Source organism: Paenibacillus thiaminolyticus (genome assembly GCF_003591545.1).
GTDB classification, from domain to species: domain Bacteria; phylum Bacillota; class Bacilli; order Paenibacillales; family Paenibacillaceae; genus Paenibacillus_B; species Paenibacillus_B thiaminolyticus_A.
This window is the reverse complement of the sequence record NZ_QYZD01000023.1, coordinates 18,594-37,154: the sequence shown is the minus strand read 5'-3', so window position 1 is coordinate 37,154 and position 18,561 is coordinate 18,594. Positions and strand designations below refer to the sequence as shown.

The window sequence follows — 18,561 nt, the reverse complement described above, 5'->3', positions numbered from 1 at the left end:
GGAAAGGAGAAGCCATTCAATGGGTACGTTTCTGTCCAAAGCGCTTATCGATTTTTTTATCGCCTTCGGTGTTGTGCTGGGCGGATCAATACTAGCCGGCATCGGAGCCGTCGTCGCGCTGCAATCGCCGATCGATACGATGCAGCATATTTCCGAGCAGCTGAAAATATGGGCCGTCGTCGCCGCCGTAGGCGGAACGATCGACCCGATACGTGTCATCGAAAGCAACTTCCTGGACGGGAACCTCTCCCCGGTGTTCAAGCAGCTGCTCTACATCCTCGTCTCCTTCATCGGCGCCCATATGGGAACCGAGATGATTCAATGGATATGCCGAAGCCGAATCTAGCCGCAGAAGGGTGCCGTCAGCGAGAGGAGGCGGGCCTATGCGGCTGAAGGCAGTACCTAGATGGCTGGGCGACATCGCGCTCGTCCTGGTCGGAGCCGTCATTGGGGCGGCGGTATACCACGCCATGCACCTGCACCAATTCAACGAGTTGATGATGATGAATATCGATCTGCAGGACAGGCTGGCCCACTATAAGGCGGAGGCGGAGGATCTGCTTCGCTACAAGAATCGGCGGACGATTATCAAGAGCATCGAGGTTCATATTTATGAGCCCGCTACGGGCACGGCTCTTCCCCAGGCCCATGAGACCGAGATTCGGCGCCGCCTGCTCAAGGATTTATCCGGCTTGAAGGGCAGGGACGTCTTCCAGATTGACGAACATTCGAAGCTGGTCGAGGGTCTCTTGGCCCACAAGATATATCCCGATGTGCAAGAGAAGGACTACACCGTGCTGCTGCGCACGATGCTTGTCACCGAGGGCGTGCTTCACGTGTGGGTCGATGTCAAACTTTATATTCCGGCGAAGGTGTCCTAAATATTGGGATGAGGCGCAATCTGTGATACACTAGGGACAGCCAGAAGCTATGAAAAGCAAGTGAGAAGGAGAGTTCTTCCTGATGGAATGGATTCAATGGACGCTATTCCTGTTATTGTGCATCACATCCGTGCTGTCCGTCTTTTTCAGCATCCGCTCCCGGCGGCAGACGGACACGGTGCTCCGCGGCCTGTTCACGGCCAGAATGAACATCTGCATGGGACTGATGCTGCTCTGCCTGGCCGGCATTCAGGCGATCGCGTACTCCGCCTCGACGATGCGCATCATTGTCGGTGCCGCCGTTATGCTGATCGGACTGTTCAATCTGCTGGCCGGAGTGCGCAACCATATGCATTTCCAGCGCATTCTTGACGGGGTCGGCTCCTCGAAATAAGCCCGTCATACATCCGTGCGTCACGCGTCAGCGCGCGACAATAGCCTCTGCCCGAGATGGGCAGAGGCTATTCGCCGGTGAAAGACGGGGATCAGTCGTGATCGATCGACTGCATCGTCATCATCGCTTTGGCCGCCAGCACCTCTCCATGCCGAATCTCGACCTCCAGCTTGCAGAACTTCCGGCTCATTTCGATCAATTGAGGCTTCAGGGTAACGACATCTTCAATCTGGAGCGGACGGACGAAATACGTGGTGATATTGTCCATCACATGATCGTAGCTTCGCATCTCCTTGACCGCCCTCAGCGCGGCTTGCGTCATCAGCGTCGTCAGTATGCCCTCCGACACCGCGCCGAAGCCGTTGACCATCTGGGGCGTAATCCCCCCACGGAACATCGGATTGCCTTCCTCGTCCCGCTGCTCCTCAAATCCGTTCCATATCAAATCAACGAACGTCTCCCCCAATTGCGTCTCCTGACGCGCGTCACGCAGCGCGCTCAGCACCTCGCGGCGCGTTACGACGGCAATCAGCTTGCGGCTCCGATCGACGACAGGCAGCAGCTCCACCCCTTCCCACACCATCGTATGGGCGGCCGTCGCCAGCGTCATCTGCAGCGTGGCCGTCAGCGGGCTGCGAGTATATAGCTTCTCGATGGTCTGCTGCGAATCCGCACCAAGCATATCCTTGTACGTCATCATCCCGATAACGCGGTTCCATTCGTCCACGACCGGGAAGCGGCTGTGCCCCGTCTCTTCCCGCATCCGCTCGAAATCCTGCACCGTGCTCGAAGGACGCAGCACATACATTTTCGATTTCAACGTAACGATATCCTCGATGATCATGATCTTCTTCTTGATTAACCGGTCGAACAGCGCACGGTTAATGATCGAGGCGACGGTGAACGTGTCATATTTCGACGAAAAAATCGGCAGATTCAGCGCATCGGCCAACAGCTTGACCTCGCGGCTGGTGCCGAATCCCCCGGTGATAAGAACGCCCGCGCCGTGCTGTAGGGCAAGCCGGTGGGCATCCTCCCGGTTGCCGACGATAAGCAGGCTGCCGGCATCGATATAGCGCTCCATCGCGTCGAGCTTCATCGCCCCGATGACATATTTGTTCAGCGTCTTCTCAAGACCTTTGCCGCCGCCCAGTACATGTCCGCCCAATATGTCGACCACTTCACCGAAGGTCAGGTTGTCCGACATATTACGCGGCTTTTTCTCGACGCGGACCGTTCCTATCCGCTCCTTCGTAATGACGATGCCGATGCTCTCCGCCTCCTTGACGGCGCGGTAAGCGGTCCCCTCGCTCACCGACATCTCCTTCGCCAGCTTGCGCACCGATATTTTCGTTCCCGGCTTCAAGCCCTCGATATGATGCAGCAACTGCTCATACTTCGTAACCGTCCCATCATTCCCTTCCATCTGTTACACCCCCGAACTCCGAACTGTTGTACTCTGTATTCATGATAGCACATCTTCAAAGAACGATGCAAAAAAAACGAGTCCGGCACTTGCATCCCATAGCATTCAAGGTAATACACCCTTCATCAAACTGCTCCTCATGCGGAGAACTATGAAGTGGCGCCTCATATTCAGGCGGCATTCAATTATAACAGCAGCTTCTTTCCCGACTCCTTGAACTGTTGAAAGATATAATGAAAAAAATGACCGGTTCACCGCCATTTAACGCCCTTCTCTCTTTGTTTGCTCTCCCGTTCAGTCAGGTACCCCAGGCATACTGGACGGCGGAGAACCCAACCAAAGAAAGTACCCTCCAGCTATCTTATGATTACTATCCCATCGAATCAGGTCTCCTTGCTGTCTTACGTTCACTATCCCATCAGATCAGGTGCCCCTTACTGTCTTTCGTTCACTATCCCGTTAAGTCAGGAGAGTCCAATCGACTTCTTTCAACACATCAAATTTCATCATCCTGGTTCAAACAACTGGTCAATGCCCATCTCTGGTTCAATCCTGACTTTTCTCGCAGGAACGGAACTATTCCAGGAAGCTACATCTATTCATCAAAATTTATCAAAATAAGGCGTGAAACTCTGGTTCACTGATTCGTCCATCGTGAACGGCGTTAGGGGTGTCAGGATGAGGGCGCTGGTTGAGTCATCGCGTTCTTTCTCTGAGTCGTTGGGATATTGGTCATAAGAGGCAAATAAGGGTACTAGTTTTATCCGCGATACGCCAGGTTTTTTCATTCCGGTAGTAACGGCTACTTGTCCTTGCTGTCCTGTGGAGATACTCGTCATTGCGCAAAATTATAACCGCCCATTAAAAAAGACGGTCACTTTATCTCGTCCACCTCAAAGAGTTCCGAATATTTACAGTATACTTCGTGACCATGTTGCCATCCTGAAAAAGAAAGATATAGGAAAACCAATTCCCCAGCTCCGATGGAAAAATATACCAATCAGTTCCTCTCATCATTCATGGCGAAATCGACAAGCAGATTCATTATTTCTTGTTCACTTCTCAATGCAGTAGTCCTCCGTTCTACCCTTTATCTGAGGTAAAAAGAATAACAGAGTGCCAATACGGCCGCATCCCTTGAACGAAGGCTTACATTTGTTGCTTTTTTCATAACAGACATCAATACCACGCGCGTGTTTTTCTTATTCGACGTTTTATTTTCATATTCCTTGCCTTCTCAGGTACGAACCATTGCCCATCAACGGTTACAAACGAAAAAAGACGCGGGAACGAAATGTTCCCAGCGTCTTTCTTCTTGCCGGCACCTATATTAACCTTTTTCACGATTTTTCTCTCTATCGGTACGGGCTGCGGCCGAATCGTCAACCGGTCATTGCGGTTCCGTCAATCGACGGCTCCGTCTTCGCCAGCTTCCGGTGGCTGAGAATGAAATAGATCCAGCTGCCGAGAAGCGACAGCACGAGGAAGATGGACAGCTTGCCGAGATTCAGCCAGACGTATTGGATGTCGCCCAGCGACACGACGCCGCGGAAGGCCCGGATCGTGTAAGTCATCGGGAACCAAGGGTGCAGCATCTGGAAAAATTTCGGCGTTAATTCAATCGGGAAGGTGCCTGCGGTCGAGGACAGCTGGAACACGAGCAGCAAAATGATAATGAAGCGCCCTACGTTCCCGAATGAGGTAATGAAAAATTGGATCATGGCAAAGAACGTTAAGCTCGTAACGAGACAAACGACGAAAAACATCGGCACGTTCGTCACCGGCAAATGAATCACATGGAGGACGACCAATCCGGCAATGGCAACCTGCAGAACGCTCTCCACCGTCATGAATCCGTATTTGCTCGTCATCCAGGCGGTGCCGGAAGGCGGCCGGGTGTAGGTCTCCCGCAGCGGGTAGACCATCGAGAACATCAATGCCCCGACGAAAAATCCAAGCGACAAAAAATACGGAGCCATGCCTACGCCGTAGGTCGTGACATCATGATTCGCGACTTTATCGCTGCCAACCGGGGACGTAATCATTTCATACGTCTTATCGGTCGGGTTCTGCTGCGCTTTATCCGCGCCTTCCTGTAGCTTCTGGCGAAGCTCCGCGCCGCCGGATAAAAGCTGCTCCTGACCGTCCAGCAACTGCTCGAATCCGCCGTTGATTGCATCCTTCGCTTGATCGACCTGATTCAGCATCTCGCTCATCTTGACGAAGATCATCTCCTGCACCTTATTGGCGGCTTCCTTCAGCTTCATCTCCGCCATGTCGTGCAGCAGATCTCGCGCCATCGGCTCCAGATTGTTCACCTTGTCGTCGGCCGCCTGATGAATCTTTGTGAGAATCTCCGGCGTCATCCGATCCAGCTCGTCATTCGCTTTCCGATGGAGGCCCGCCACGACCTGCGGCTCGTACTCCATCCATTTGGAATCGACCGTATCATGAAGCTTGTCGGTAAGCTGTTTCAATTTTTCCTGATAAATATCTTCGGCAACGAGATGCGCTTTGGCCAGCAGCTTCGGAGCCAGCTCATTCGCTTTGGACATCGCTACCTGCTGTGCGAGCGAACGCACCTGCGGATAGACCTGGTCGAATTTCTGGTCTGCTGCCTGATGCAGCTTGGCGAGCAGTGCGGGCTTCAACTTGTCGAGCTCCTTGTTGACCATGTTGTTCAAATCCTGCTTCACCTTGTCGCGCAGCTGCTCCAGATTGACCTGAGTCAGATTTTCCTCGACCTGGGATCGAACCTGTTCCAGCTGCTTCTTCATCGCCTCCCACTGCTGCTGGAGCTCTGGGGGCAGCTTCTCGCCGATGGGCTTAAGCTTCTCTTCCAGTTGATCGAGATTTGCCTGGATGTTATCCAGCTGCTCCTTCCCGCGCTTGATGGCATCGTCGAAGATCTGATCCACTTTCTCATCAATATAACGGTTCAGCGTCGAACGGATTGAGCTGTCAACATTCGCATACTCCTTGTCAATAATGCTGTGCATCTTCACCCGGGCAGCCGGCTCCATGTCGGCAATCGACTTGTCGACCTCCTGACTGATTTTGCCCAACACCTGGTTGAGGTTGCTATTATACGCAGTGTCGATTTCCTGATGCAGCTTCTTGCGAATCTCATCTCCATAGACGGCGGATTGCTTGTCGATCTGCGCATGAAGCTTCTCCTTCGACAATGGCGAGTACTCATTGACCATGTCGTCGATCCGCGTATGGACGGTATCATATACAATCTTGGTATACTTCTCGGCTTCGGTATCGATGTCTTGATGGACCTTTTTCATCAGTTCGGGCTTCTTCGTATCCATCGTTTTGTCTATTTCATCATGAATCAGTTGATCGAGCTTCTTCTCGTTCTCGGCCAGCATCTTCTCGACCATCGTCTCCGCTTCCGCCGTCTTCGAGTCGACCTGCGCATTCAATTCGTCCCGGAACATCTCGATTCCGGCGCCCAACTGGCTGAGACCGTCTTCGATTTTACCGGCCCCTTCGCTGGCGGCGCCTAATCCTTCGGCGACGGTATCGATCGCATTGAACATCTGCTCAACATAGGTCTCCGTCACCTTTTGCGACAGCTCCGACTTGATGCTCTGCACGACCTTGTCAGAGATTTGGCCGGACAAGAAATTATAGCTGCTATTCTCCTTATAGATCAGATTCATCGGCTTCGGATTGGGGTCGAGAATCGTGGTCGCGTTGTGCGACATCTCTTCCGGCACGATAATAAGCAAATAATACTTGTTCTCGCTTAATCCGCGCTCACCCTCCTTGCGCGACACGAAATGGAAGTCCACCGCATCATTGCTATGCAGCTTCTCAATCAGCTCATGCCCGATCGCAATCTCCTTGCCTTCATACGTCACCGGCCGGTCCTCATTAACGATTGCGACAGGCATGTTTTTGACATTGCTGTACGGATCCCAGTTCGCCACCAAATAGACGCCACTGTACAACAGCGGGATAACCAGGAGACCGAGTATCGGAATCAGGACATCCTTCGACCGGATGACCCCCATTAATTCCGACCAAAAAAACCGAAGACTCTTCATGCTGTCACCTCCTCACTGACCGAATGACCATTTTGTTAAAATAGTTCTGACACCGCAGATGTTTGATATTATACCGCCCGCCTTTTCAGAATTCAAACAGATTATTTCTGGCAATTACCCTTAAAATGGTTCGAAACTGGATTAAAATTGATATAAAAACGGCGATTTTCTCTTGTTTATAAAAATTTGCTACGGTCAAGTTCGCTGCATGAAAGAGTGGAGCGCGCATCGGCGCTTGAAGCTACGAAGAATGTATGCGAAGGGAATTCAGAACATGAAAAAACCTCCCTCTTCCTCAACGGGAAGAGGGAGGCATAGCCAGCCCATGTCGATTGCTGTTGATATTATATTACCGCTTGCCCGGCTCATATGGCGCGCCAAGCGCAGACGGCGAATTGCTCTTGCCGGCCGTGAAGATCAGCACGAGGAGCGTCAGCACATACGGTAGCATGTAAAATACTTCCGTCGGTACCGCATTGGCGAAGGAGTACAGCTGAACCTGATCTCGCAGCGCCTGCGCGAAGCCGAAGAACAACGCTGCGCACGTCGCGCCGATCGGATTCCAGCGGCCGAAGATAACCGCCGCCAGCGCGATATACCCCTGGCCGGAGATCGTATTGGACGCGAAGCTGCTGTTCGCTGTCAAAGCAATCGTCGCTCCGCCCAAGGCGGCAATCGATCCGCCGACCATGACGGACCAGCCGCGCAGCCGATTGACCTTCACCCCGGCCGTGTCCGCCGCTCCCGGGTGCTCGCCGACCGCCCGCAGCCGCAGGCCGAGCGGCGTCTTGAACATCACGTAATAGACGATGATGACGAACAGGAGCGCGATATACGTCGTCGGATACGACTGGAAGAACGCTCTACCCACGAACGGAATATCACTCAGCCAAGGAATGTGAATCCGGTGGAACACATGGCTGAGGACCGGCGTCTCGGCCGCCCCGTTGAAGATGAGCTTCACCAGGAAGAAGGTTGAGCTGGCGGCGAGCATATTGACCACGATACCGCTAATGACCTGATTCGCCTTGAAGCGAACCGAGGCAATGACATGAATGCCTGAGAAGATGACCGTAAAGATAAGCGCGGCCAGACAGCCCAGCCATGGGGAAGCCGCACCCAGTCCTGCCTGTTCGGCGTAATAAGCCACAACCGCGGAGGAAAACGCGCCTGACACCATGAAGCCTTCCAATCCGAGGTTGATAACCCCCGAACGCTCCGCAATGAGTCCGCCGAGCGCGGCGAAGACGAGTGCTGTTGCAAATACGAGAGTTCCGTTGATTAAAGATCCAAGCAATTCCATCTGTTATCCCTCCCGCTTCGCCTTTTTGGAACGTGAAAACCGTGCTAACAACCAGCGAATCATGCCTGGAGCCGCGGCGAAGAAGATGATGATGCTGATGACCATCTTGATGACCTCGCCAGGAACGTCCGCTCCGAAGCTCATGCCCTGCGCTCCGTACATTAACGCCCCGAACAGCGCGGCGGCCAACAGGACGCCCAGCGCGCCGTTCATGCCAAGCAGCGCGACGGCGATACCGTCAAAGCCGATACCGGAAGTAACGGAGGAGATAGCCATATATTTGAAGACGCCCAGCACTTCCAGCGTTCCGATCATGCCGCCCAGCATCCCCGAGAGGAAGAACGTCCGGGTAATGACCTTGGACACGCTCATGCCGGCATATTCCGCCGCATGTCTGTTATTCCCTACGGCGCGGGTCTCATACCCCCACTTCGTCCGGTTCATATATAAGTGGTACCCGATAATAGCGACGATGACGATAAAGAACCCCCAATGAACGCGGGCCCCGCTCATCAAATCGCTGAGCCAGCCGATCTGGATGCTGGCCGATTCCTGGATGCTCTGCGAACGGGACGTTCCCGATTCCGCCATGAACGCCTTGATGACTATATGGCTGAGATAGAGCGCGGTCCAGTTCAGCATGATGCAGGAGATAACCTCGTTAATGCCCCGCTTCGTCTTGAGCAGACCGACAAGCGCGCCCCACAGCCCGCCCAGAATCGTGCCGGCGATAATGGCGACGATGCCGTGCAGAATCGGCGGCAGTGATATCATATTGCCTACGATGAGCGCACCGAGCGAGCCCATCACAATCTGGCCGTCTACCCCGATGTTGAACATACCCGCACGGAACGCAATCGCTACGGCCAATCCGGCGAAGATAAGCGGAACGATCGCCCGCAACGTCTCTCCCATGTCATAGGCGGAGCCAAATATTTTCTCAACCAGCGACTGATATGCAAGCAGCGGATTATAACCTCCGGCAAGCATAACGAGAGCTCCGATAAGAATACCGAGGATGATGGCCACGAGAGAGATGATAACCGATTCTTTGGCTAGCATCGATTTAAGTTTGTTCATGACGTTCCCCCCCTTGATGCTTGCCGGCCATCATGAGACCCAGCTCCTGGTCTGTCGTTGTCTCCGGCGTCGTCTCTCCGACAATGCGCCCGTCGAACATGACGAGGATGCGGTCGGCCACATTCAATATCTCTTCCAGCTCGAACGACACGAGCAGGACCGCCTTGCCTGCGTCGCGCTGGGCGATTAATTGCTTATGCACGAATTCGATCGCCCCGACGTCCAGCCCCCGTGTCGGCTGGGCTGCGACGAGCAGCTTCGGATCTTTGTCGATCTCGCGCGCGATAATGATCTTCTGCTGGTTCCCGCCGGACATCGCCCGCACCAGTGTATGGATGCTTGGCGTCCGAATATCGAAATGCTCGACATACCGTTCCGCCACCTGTTCAATCGCCTGCTGATCCATCAAGCCTTTGCGGCTGAACTTCGGGCTGTCATATGATTTGAGCACGGCATTCTCGCTTACGTCGAAATCGAGCACCAGCCCATGCTTATGCCGATCCTGAGGGATGTAAGAGATACCCTTGTCCGAAGCGGCACGCGGAGACACGTCCGTCACATCCTGGCCAGCCAGCCGGATATGCCCGCCCGCGGTCCGGCGCATGCCGGTTATCGCTTCAATCAGCTCATTCTGACCGTTGCCGTCCACGCCCGCGATACCGACAATCTCTCCGGCGCGCACTTGGAAGCTGACGTTGTCCACGGCATGCTGCCCGTGCTCGTCCTTCACGATTAGGTTATCAACCTGAAGCATGACATCCTGCGGTGAAGCCGGCGCCTTGTCTGTCTTGAATTCGACATGCTTGCCAACCATCTTCTCGGCTAGCATCTCCGGATCCGTCTCAGACACCTTCACGGTATCAATGACTTTGCCGCGGCGGATAATCGTGCAGCGGTCCGCAACCTCCATTATTTCCTTCAGCTTGTGCGTAATGAGCAGAATCGACTTGCCTTCCGCCGCCAGCCGCTTCATAATGTGCAGCAGCTCATCGATCTCTTGCGGCGTCAGCACCGCGGTTGGCTCATCGAAAATAATAATCTCGGCGCCGCGGTACAGCGTTTTCATAATTTCGACCCGCTGCTGCATGCCGACCGAAATCGATTCGATGACCGCCTCCGGCTTCACATTCAGCCCATACTGCTCAGACAGCTGGCGTATTTTAAGGGCAGCGCCCTTTAAATCCATCTTTATGCCTCGCGTCGGCTCCATGCCGAGCACGATATTTTCCGTAACCGTAAAAGGGTGAACAAGCTTGAAATGCTGATGCACCATGCCGATGCCGCATTCAATCGCCTTGTTCGGGCCGTCCATCACAATCGGCCGGCCGTTCAGTTCAATACTGCCTTCATCAGGCTGATACAATCCGAATACGATATTCATCAATGTCGATTTGCCGGCGCCGTTTTCGCCGAGAAGCGCATGAATTTCGCCTTTTTTCAACTGCAAGCTGATTTGATCGTTTGCTACAATGCCGGGAAAGCGCTTTGTAATTCCTTTCAATTCCAGTATGATATCTCCCTTGTGCATATGGCGTTCCCCTCCGTAACACATCTCCCCGCCGCTCTAGCGGCGGGGAGACGGTATGGTGAAATTAAGTCGTCGGCACTTCAATCTCGCCGTTTACAATTTTTGCACGGTATTCTTCGACTTTGTCCAATATATCCTTAGGCACGTTTTTGTCGGAAGTCGGCGCAATATCGACGCCTTTTTCCTTCAGGCCCATAGAAGTGACTTGGCCGCCAGGGAAGTTGCCGTCCGCCAACGCCTTGGAAATCGTATATACCGCTTCGTCGACCTTCTTAATCATCGAGGTCAGCGTCACATCGTCGCCGAACTCAAGCGACTGGTCCTTGTCTACGCCGATAACCCAGACGCTGTCGCCGCGCTTCACACGCTCTTTGGCTTCATTGAATACCCCGTTGCCTGTCAAGCCGGAAGCGTGGAAAATAATATCGACGCCGTCGTCATACAACGTGGAAGCAGCCGATTTCCCCATATCGACGCGGGTGAATTGCCCCGTGTAAATCGCTTTGAAGGAAGCATCCGGATTAACCGCCTTGACGCCTTCGCGGAAGCCGGCTTCGAAGCGCTTGATAACCGGAATTTCCATGCCGCCGACGAATCCGATTTTGTTTGACTTCGTCATCGATCCGGCGATAACGCCGACCAGGAACGCGCCTTCGTTTTCTTTGAAGGAGACGGAAGCGACGTTCGGCACGATGATTTCCGAATCGACGATACCCAGCTTCGCGTCTGGATTCTCGTTGGCAATCTTCGTTACCGCATCATCCAGCGTATAAGCCGTGGCCCAGGTCAAGTCGTAGCCGCCCTTGACGAACTGGTTCAAGCTCGGATTGACTTCACCGTCATTTTTCGGCTCCAAATATTTGACTTCATAGCCGAAGTCGTCGCGCAGCTTCTGCAGGCCTTCCCAAGCGCTCTGGTTGAACGATTTATCATTCACGCTTCCCAGATCGGTAACCATCCCGACCTTGAGCTTCTTCCCGCCGTCTTCAGCGCCTTCGCCGCCGCCAGCGTTCGTGCCCCCGGATTTGTTGCCGCAGCCGGCCAGAGCGAAGGTGAACAATAGCATCGCTGATAATACCAACAACATCGATTTCTTCATTGACAAGTTCCCCCTTGAGATTAATCAATCCTTCTTCGTCTTGCATCTATCTAAAGCGAGCACGTCAGCGGGCCGCCAACAGCGATAAAAAGCTGGTCCCGTGACCTGTTCCCGTGACGCCGAAGTTGTCTGCCAGCGTAGCGGCCAAGTCGGCAAAGGTCGAGCGTACTCCGATGGAAGCGGTCTTGCCCGCAAACGTCGGATTGTAGATTAGAATCGGCACATACTCGCGTGTATGATCCGTTCCTGCATGAATCGGGTCGTTGCCGTGATCGGCCGTAATGATGAGCAGGTCTTTCTCGCCGACCCGTTCCATCATCTCCGGCAGCGCTCGGTCGAACTCCTCCAGGCAGCGGGCGTAGCCCTCCGGATCGCGCCGGTGTCCGTACAGAGAATCGAAATCAACCAGGTTGGTAAAGATCAATCCTTTCCCTGCATCTCCTAAGCGCTCAATCGTCGTCTCCATGCCGTGTGAATTGCTCTTGGTAGGATAGGAGTGATTGATTCCGCTTCCGGAGAAGATATCGTTAATTTTCCCCACGGATACCACTTCATACCCGCCCTCGGAGATGAAATTTAGAACCGTCTTCGCCGGCGGAGCAAGTGCGTAATCATGACGATTGGCGGTCCGCTTGAAGTTGCCCGGCTCACCGACGTACGGCCGCGCGATAATGCGTCCGACGGCATATGGCGCGGTCAGCGTCATCTCCCTAGCGATCTCGCATGCCGCATACAGCTCTTCCAGCGGAATAATGTCTTCATGCGCCGCAATCTGGAATACGCTGTCCGCGGACGTGTACACGATCCAGGCGCCGGTGCGCATCTGCTCTTCACCGTACTCATTCAGCACATCCGTCCCGGAAGCAGGGCGGTTGCAGAGCACCTTGCGTCCCGTCTTCTCCTCGAAAGCCTTGATGAGCGGCTCGGGAAATCCTTCCGGATAAACCTCGAATGGAATGTCGACATGCAGGCCCATCAACTCCCAATGGCCGGTCATCGTATCTTTGCCGACGGAAGTCTCGGCCATTTTGCCATAGAAGGCCAGTGGAGTTTCGGCGGGAGGAATATGCGGCAGGTCCGCGATATTGCCCAGACCGAGCGCCTGAAGATTCGGAAGCTGAATTGTCGGTACGCGCTCCGCAATATGGCCGAGCGTGTGAGAGCCGACGTCTCCAAAGCGTTCCGCATCGGGAAGCTCTCCGATTCCTACACTATCCATGACGACGACACATATTCGTTCAAACATGTTTACCACTCCTCTTCTGTTATCCAAGTTGTCTAATCGGACACCCGCGCCGGTACTTGGCTTATCCGGCGAATGTCATGTAATATATAGATGTATAAATGTAATTATGGTTTTTCGACAGGCAATATATCCATATTCCTGCCGATGAAAGGAGAATCCATGCTCAGCAGTTTACAGCACGTTTTTTTGTTACAAGACTTATCACAGGAGGATTGCGACAATATCCTTCCCCTGCTGAAAACCCGAACCTATAAGAAGAACCAGGTGCTCATCCATGAAGATGATGATAGTTCTGATATATATATTTTGCGGGAAGGACTAGTAAAAGTATATCGTCTTTATCACGACAAGGAAATTATTTTAAACTTCCAGTTCCCCGGCGATATCATCGGCGAGATGGAAACCATCGCTACCTACCCTCGCCGCGTCGCTACCGTAGAAACGATGGAGACCTCCCATTTCTGGGTCATGAACCGATCAGATTTCAACGCGATCATGGACAGACACCCGTCGGTAATGAAGAGAGCCTATAACCGGCTGCTCGATCACTTGAGCAATATGAACAACAAAGTCCGCTACCTGTCTTATCTCGACGTGCGATTGAAGCTGGCGAACTTGCTCCTGGATCTGTATTACAACCTGGGCAAGCCTGCTGAATCCGCTTACAAGATCGATTGTAAAGTGACGCATCACCTCTTGGCCAACATGATTGGTGTGACCCGGGAATCGATCTCGAAGGTCATGCGCGATCTGCAGGACGAAGGTGTGCTGATGATGAATCAGAAATACATTTACATTACCGACTTGGAGAAGCTGCAATCGATGTGCGATGACATGGATGATTCGCCCGCTTACCGCAAATGGCGTTCGCAAGATATCTTCCAACCGTAAAAATCCATGGTGCCGAATACGCGCCATGCATGCATAGAACTGATGGCGGCTGCCGACGATAAGGTCGGGGCCGTTTGTCATATCTTGATTATAATTGGCGAAGAAGACGCATTCAGTTACCAACCCGTCAATAATTTGGTGAAATTGTTCACAGAATATAAGGGCCGCCATCACGGTTTTTCAATCCGTGTTCATGGTATCGTATAAATACAAGTAACCGTTTTCATATTAATAACGGTTCTAAATTTATTTTGTGAAGGACAATGGAGGGATTCAGCATGAGTATTCATTTGGAAGCACAAGTTGGAGATATTGCACCCGTCGCCTTGATGCCTGGCGATCCTCTTCGCGCGAAGTACATCGCAGAAACGTTCCTTGAGAACGCCGTTTGCTACAACCAGGTTCGCGGCATGCTCGGATACACAGGAACCTATAAAGGACATAAAGTATCGATTCAAGGCTCCGGCATGGGGATTCCTTCCTTCTCCATATACGCGACGGAATTGATCAAAGATTATGGATGCAAGACCATCATCCGCATCGGAACATGCGGCGCGATTCAAGAAGACGTGAAGCTGCGCGACGTGCTGCTGGCGCAAGCGGTATGCACCGACTCTTCCATCAACAAGCACTACTTCCCGGATGCCGAGTTCGCCCCGATTGCGACATTCGATTTGCTTCGCAGCGCCTATGAGATCGGCCAGGAAAAAGGGCTTCATCTTCAGGTAGGGAACATCTTCTCTTCGGATCATTTCTATGCCGACACTGTAGAGATGCAGACGAAGATGGGCAAATACGGGGTTCTCGCCGTAGAAATGGAGACGGCGGCGCTTTATATTTTAGCGGCGAAATACGGTATTGACGCCTTGGCGATGTTCACCGTCAGCGATCATATTCTGACCGGGGAGCAGACGACGGCCCAAGAGCGGCAGACGACGTTCAACGACATGATCGAAGTCGCGCTGGAGACAGCACTTCGCGGCAAATAAGACAACCGGACAGACAGGAAAAAGGGGCAGCCCGCGGTCAATGCCAAGACCGGGCTGCCCCTTTGCTCCATGCTCACTTCATCCGCACGATTTTGCGGCTCAGCCGCTCCTCCCAACGCCGCAGCTTCTCCTGCTTGATACGCTGCAGGTCCCTCTCGGTCTCTTCATCCACGCACAGGAGGCGGTGCAGATGGGCGGCAATAATAAGCAGCGCGAAGGCGCACCAGACGATGCAGAACCAGACGGCCGGCGTCCAGCCACCCTGGAAAGACAGTGTCGGCAGTACGATGACAAGCATGGCAAGGGCAGCCCCTATCGACAGGACATGCTTCCATACACTACGCTTCGAAGAACGGAAATAAGACATTCGGTTCATCATGGGCAATCGCTCTCCTTCAACAGCAACGAAGACAGCCGGCGGCGCCATCGTTCTGTAATCCTATAGCTTGGCTATAGTAGAGCGTATGCGGCATCCATAGATAACATGCCAGATTCGTTCACACCGCAGCACCCGCGGCATCAGTATCGCTCGGCCGCGTAGGCCTCGCGCTCAATGTGCCGGTATCAGGCATACAGATGGCCGAGCGCATCCGATACGATCTTGTTCACATCCTGAATGACGACCGCCAGCCGCCGTTCGGCTTCGAACAGCTGCGCGATCTCAGAATTCATGCTGATGACTTCATACAGCTTCTCCATTTTGTCCAGCTCCGACTGCTCCGGCATCTCGCCAGTCATCATCTTCTGCTGCATCTCCATCTGGCGCAGGCGGAAATCATCCAGCATTCGCTTGCTGTCCCCATCGGCCTCAATCGCCTTCATCGCCGTCTCGACGGCCTTCGCCTCGTCCGATTGCTGCAAGGCGCGGGCCAATTCATGGGCTTGATCATATACACTCATCCATTCTCATCCTTTCCGTTCTTCCTCGTAAGTCAGCATACCATACAGGAGCGGCCGCTGTCGCGAGTGCTACTAACCGATGGCCAGAAGAATCAGCGACTGAATCAAGCCGATAATCCCACCAAGCAGCGCCCCGAGCCACGTGATAGCACGGAACTCCTTCCCCGAGACGCTCAAAATAATCGTCTCCAGCCGCTCGATCGGGAACTGCTCCACCTGTGAACGGACGACTTCCTCCAGACGAGCGGCACGCACGACCTTGTCCAGATTGCGATCCAGCAGCGCGATCGCGGAATCGACGAGCCGCGGCACGTAGGGCTGCCAAGCCTCCTTGCTCTCCTCCAGCCAGCGGCTCGGCCGCGCGTCTCCCCACCGTTCCAAGCGGCGGCTCCACTGCAGCCATGACTTCGCCAGCCCGATAATCTGGCCGGCAGGCTCGGACTCGTCGCCCGACCAGACGCGCAGCAGCTCGGCCGGCGGCTGGCTCAGCCAATCCTCCAGCTTCCGCTCCAGCATGCGGGTCACGGTCTCATGGACCTTGTCGGAACGAAGCTGCTCCGCCAGCAGAGGCGTAATCCGCGTGACCAGCTTATCTTCATCGACGAAGATGGCCGCCATCACGCCCATGAAGCCCTTCGACCGGTCCACGAACTCCTTCGCCATCCGCAGCAGCATGCGCTGCCCGCTGGACGACAGCAGTTCCCGCTCAATCGACAGCAGGATGGCGGAAGCGGCCTTGCCTGCCAGCCGGTTCAGGCTCTCCTCCTGCCCTGCCGGCAGGAACTCGGACAGCGGACGCTCGTCCCAGCCGCTGCCCGCCAAGCCGCGCCGGATTCCCGACTCAGTCAGCTTGTCGAGCCGCTCCCCGCAGGCCGCACATAGCTCAGGCCAGCTGTGCCCGGGGAAGGCAAGCGCGGCCCATTCGCGCAGCGTGCGATCATCCGCCAGCAGCCGGTCGAGAAAGCCCGCCAGGCCGGCCGCCGCCCGCTCCTGCACCTCCGGCTGGCGCAGCATCACCCGCAACCCATCGCTGGTCACCAAATATTCAGATACGACATCCCCTAACGAGCCCGCAATATCTAACTTCCGCTTCGGAATGAGGCCGGGCGTGAACGGCACTCTCCGTCCGAACAGATGAATCGGCTGCCGCGGGTGGAACAGCATCTTTATTGCAAAATGATTCGTAATGCCGCCGACAAACGCAGCCACAATGACGCTAAATAGAATAAACAACCAATTGGGCACGTCCACCCCTCCTTTCATGGTGCAGGTCAATCACCAAGGGAAATATGTCCTCATATGATGAATTACGTATGCGGTTCACCTGTATTAGTATCGACTCCAGCCCGGTGCATACCGTGATTCATCATGCAAGTCGTCGTTGGAAGGAGAACCAACATGTCGAAATCAAAAGTGAGGCTCCACGTTGTGAGTGCCGGCATCTTGCGGGAAGACACAATCATGTTGGGCGACAGCTATGTCAAGCAATGGAAAATTCCCGTAAACCATCCGATTACGCTGCGCTTTGGTTCCTTCAGACAGAGTGTGACCGTATCCTCCGTTCCCAAATCTGACGGGCTCCGGATCAATCATGCGCTTGCCCGTAATATGGGCCTGTCGAACGGTGGTACCCTGCGGCTAACGTATACCCAGCAGACGTTGAGAATCGGTCCGCTCATCGGCGTCCTGATCAGCCGGGATTATCCTGATATTCCAGATCGGCCGTTCGGCACGATTACCGCCTTCTGCCGGGAGATGGTCGATGCCTGCCAATCCCAAGGAGCCGTTGCCTGCTTCTTCACGCCCGAACATCTGAAGGACCCTCAACGGATACAGGCATGGGTTTTTACAAAAGGAACTTGGCAGCTCACCAGCATGCCAATCCCGGATGTCGTTAACAATCGCTTGACTACACGATCTCTGGAGAACAAACCTAGCGTACAGCATTTCATGAAAGAAGTAAAATTACGCTACCAGTCGCATGTATTCAATGAAAAGTTTCTGGATAAGACCGAGGTATTCGACGCGTTGAAGTCGAGTGCGGAGTTGACCCGCTACTTGCCGGAATCGTATTTGTTGCGCAGCTACTCTACCCTCAAGACGATGAGCGGACGATACCAGACCCTCTTCCTGAAGCCAGCCCGGGGAAGCCTCGGCAAAGGCATCATCTGCATTAACCGTACCTCGGATAACGGTTATCAAGCCCTCTATTCCAATATTAGCGGCACCAAGCGCCAGAACTTCAACAGCTTAACCAAGCTGTTCTCTTCCCTGTCCGGGAAGCTGAAGACGAACCGCTACCAGATCCAGCAAGGCTTGAACTTAATCGATTATGCCAAGCGCCCGATTGATTTCCGCGCGCTCGTTCAGAAGAACATTCATGGCCGCTGGAGCATCACGTCCATCGTCGCCCGAACCGCGAGCACGCAGCATTTCGTGTCGAATGTGGCGCGCGGCGGAACGCTCAGCACCGTGAAGGAAGCGGTCAGCCGCTCGAATCTGCCGACCGGCGCGAAGAGCGATATCGTGGGCAAGCTGCAGCGGGCCGCGCTCGATATCGCGCGCGGCATCGACACGCATATTCCCGCTCACTTCGGTGAATTGGGGATTGACCTGGCTATCGATACGTCAGGCAAAGTGTGGCTGCTTGAAGTCAACTCCAAGCCTTCCAAAAATGACAATACTCCGTTAAACGTCAACCGAGTCCGTCCCTCCGTCCGCAAAACGGTGGAATACGCCCGGTATTTGTCCGGATTTTAAGGAGGT

Annotated in this window: 16 protein-coding genes; 6 read left to right on the top strand and 10 right to left on the bottom strand. The window is 54.0% G+C overall.

The genetic code is table 11. From position 1 onward, the window contains the following. Positions 1–19: 19 nt before the first annotated feature. From DQX05_RS21080 to DQX05_RS21070, 3 genes are all read left to right on the top strand, one after another. Positions 20–346 carry a YtrH family sporulation protein gene (locus DQX05_RS21080; protein WP_119795445.1) on the top strand — a complete coding sequence of 109 codons (327 nt, stop codon included), beginning with the start codon at positions 20–22 and terminating at the stop codon, positions 344–346. A 37-nt stretch (positions 347–383) separates the two neighbouring features. Beyond that, positions 384–881: a sporulation membrane protein YtrI gene (locus DQX05_RS21075; protein ID WP_119795444.1), complete on the top strand. Its 498-nt coding sequence runs from the start codon at positions 384–386 to the stop codon at positions 879–881. A gap of 82 nt (positions 882–963) precedes the next feature. Beyond that, the gene (locus DQX05_RS21070; RefSeq protein ID WP_119795443.1) at positions 964–1,275 is read left to right on the top strand and encodes a YtpI family protein; all 312 of its coding nucleotides are present in this window, start codon (positions 964–966) and stop codon (positions 1,273–1,275) included. A 91-nt stretch (positions 1,276–1,366) separates the two neighbouring features. Here DQX05_RS21070 and DQX05_RS21065 read toward each other — a convergent pair whose 3' ends face one another. From DQX05_RS21065 to deoB, 7 genes are all read right to left on the bottom strand, one after another. Next, positions 1,367–2,701, bottom strand: coding sequence for a DRTGG domain-containing protein (locus tag DQX05_RS21065; protein ID WP_119795442.1), 1,335 nt, complete (start codon positions 2,699–2,701; stop codon positions 1,367–1,369). 1,382 nt (positions 2,702–4,083) lie between these two features. Continuing rightward, positions 4,084–6,759, bottom strand: a complete 2,676-nt coding sequence (locus DQX05_RS21060) for a YhgE/Pip domain-containing protein (RefSeq protein ID WP_119795441.1) — start codon at positions 6,757–6,759, stop codon at positions 4,084–4,086. Positions 6,760–7,108: 349 nt separating this feature from the next. Beyond that, on the bottom strand, positions 7,109–8,062 hold the full coding sequence (locus tag DQX05_RS21055; RefSeq protein WP_119795440.1) for an ABC transporter permease: 954 nt from the start codon (positions 8,060–8,062) through the stop codon (positions 7,109–7,111). A gap of 3 nt (positions 8,063–8,065) precedes the next feature. After that, positions 8,066–9,142 carry an ABC transporter permease gene (locus DQX05_RS21050; protein ID WP_119795439.1) on the bottom strand — a complete coding sequence of 359 codons (1,077 nt, stop codon included), beginning with the start codon at positions 9,140–9,142 and terminating at the stop codon, positions 8,066–8,068. Further along, positions 9,129–10,670 (bottom strand): ABC transporter ATP-binding protein, encoded by a 1,542-nt coding sequence (locus tag DQX05_RS21045; RefSeq protein ID WP_119795438.1) that lies wholly within the window; start codon positions 10,668–10,670, stop codon positions 9,129–9,131. Before DQX05_RS21045 ends, DQX05_RS21050 begins: the two co-directional genes overlap by 14 nt. Positions 10,671–10,734: 64 nt before the next feature. Beyond that, positions 10,735–11,769: a BMP family lipoprotein gene (locus DQX05_RS21040; protein ID WP_119795437.1), complete on the bottom strand. Its 1,035-nt coding sequence runs from the start codon at positions 11,767–11,769 to the stop codon at positions 10,735–10,737. Between the two features lie 64 nt (positions 11,770–11,833). Continuing rightward, positions 11,834–13,015, bottom strand: coding sequence for a phosphopentomutase (deoB, locus tag DQX05_RS21035; RefSeq protein ID WP_119795436.1), 1,182 nt, complete (start codon positions 13,013–13,015; stop codon positions 11,834–11,836). A gap of 159 nt (positions 13,016–13,174) precedes the next feature. Here deoB and DQX05_RS21030 point away from each other — a divergent pair, with 159 nt between their 5' ends. Then, positions 13,175–13,906 carry a Crp/Fnr family transcriptional regulator gene (locus DQX05_RS21030; protein WP_119795435.1) on the top strand — a complete coding sequence of 244 codons (732 nt, stop codon included), beginning with the start codon at positions 13,175–13,177 and terminating at the stop codon, positions 13,904–13,906. 278 nt (positions 13,907–14,184) lie between these two features. After that, positions 14,185–14,895, top strand: coding sequence for a purine-nucleoside phosphorylase (deoD, locus tag DQX05_RS21025; protein ID WP_119795434.1), 711 nt, complete (start codon positions 14,185–14,187; stop codon positions 14,893–14,895). Positions 14,896–14,968: 73 nt separating this feature from the next. Here deoD and DQX05_RS21020 read toward each other — a convergent pair whose 3' ends face one another. The 3 genes from DQX05_RS21020 to DQX05_RS21010 all read right to left on the bottom strand — a co-directional run bounded on the left by DQX05_RS21020 (position 14,969) and on the right by DQX05_RS21010 (position 17,040). Further along, on the bottom strand, positions 14,969–15,274 hold the full coding sequence (locus DQX05_RS21020) for a hypothetical protein (protein WP_259392155.1): 306 nt from the start codon (positions 15,272–15,274) through the stop codon (positions 14,969–14,971). 185 nt (positions 15,275–15,459) lie between these two features. Further along, positions 15,460–15,795: a YlbF/YmcA family competence regulator gene (locus DQX05_RS21015; RefSeq protein WP_119795433.1), complete on the bottom strand. Its 336-nt coding sequence runs from the start codon at positions 15,793–15,795 to the stop codon at positions 15,460–15,462. A gap of 72 nt (positions 15,796–15,867) precedes the next feature. Beyond that, entirely contained in the window at positions 15,868–17,040 is a 1,173-nt protein-coding gene (locus DQX05_RS21010; protein WP_182914847.1) for a DUF445 domain-containing protein, read from the bottom strand. A gap of 153 nt (positions 17,041–17,193) precedes the next feature. Between DQX05_RS21010 and DQX05_RS21005 the strand changes: the two genes are divergently transcribed. Next, entirely contained in the window at positions 17,194–18,555 is a 1,362-nt protein-coding gene (locus tag DQX05_RS21005; RefSeq protein ID WP_119795432.1) for a YheC/YheD family endospore coat-associated protein, read from the top strand. Positions 18,556–18,561: the final 6 nt, after the last annotated feature.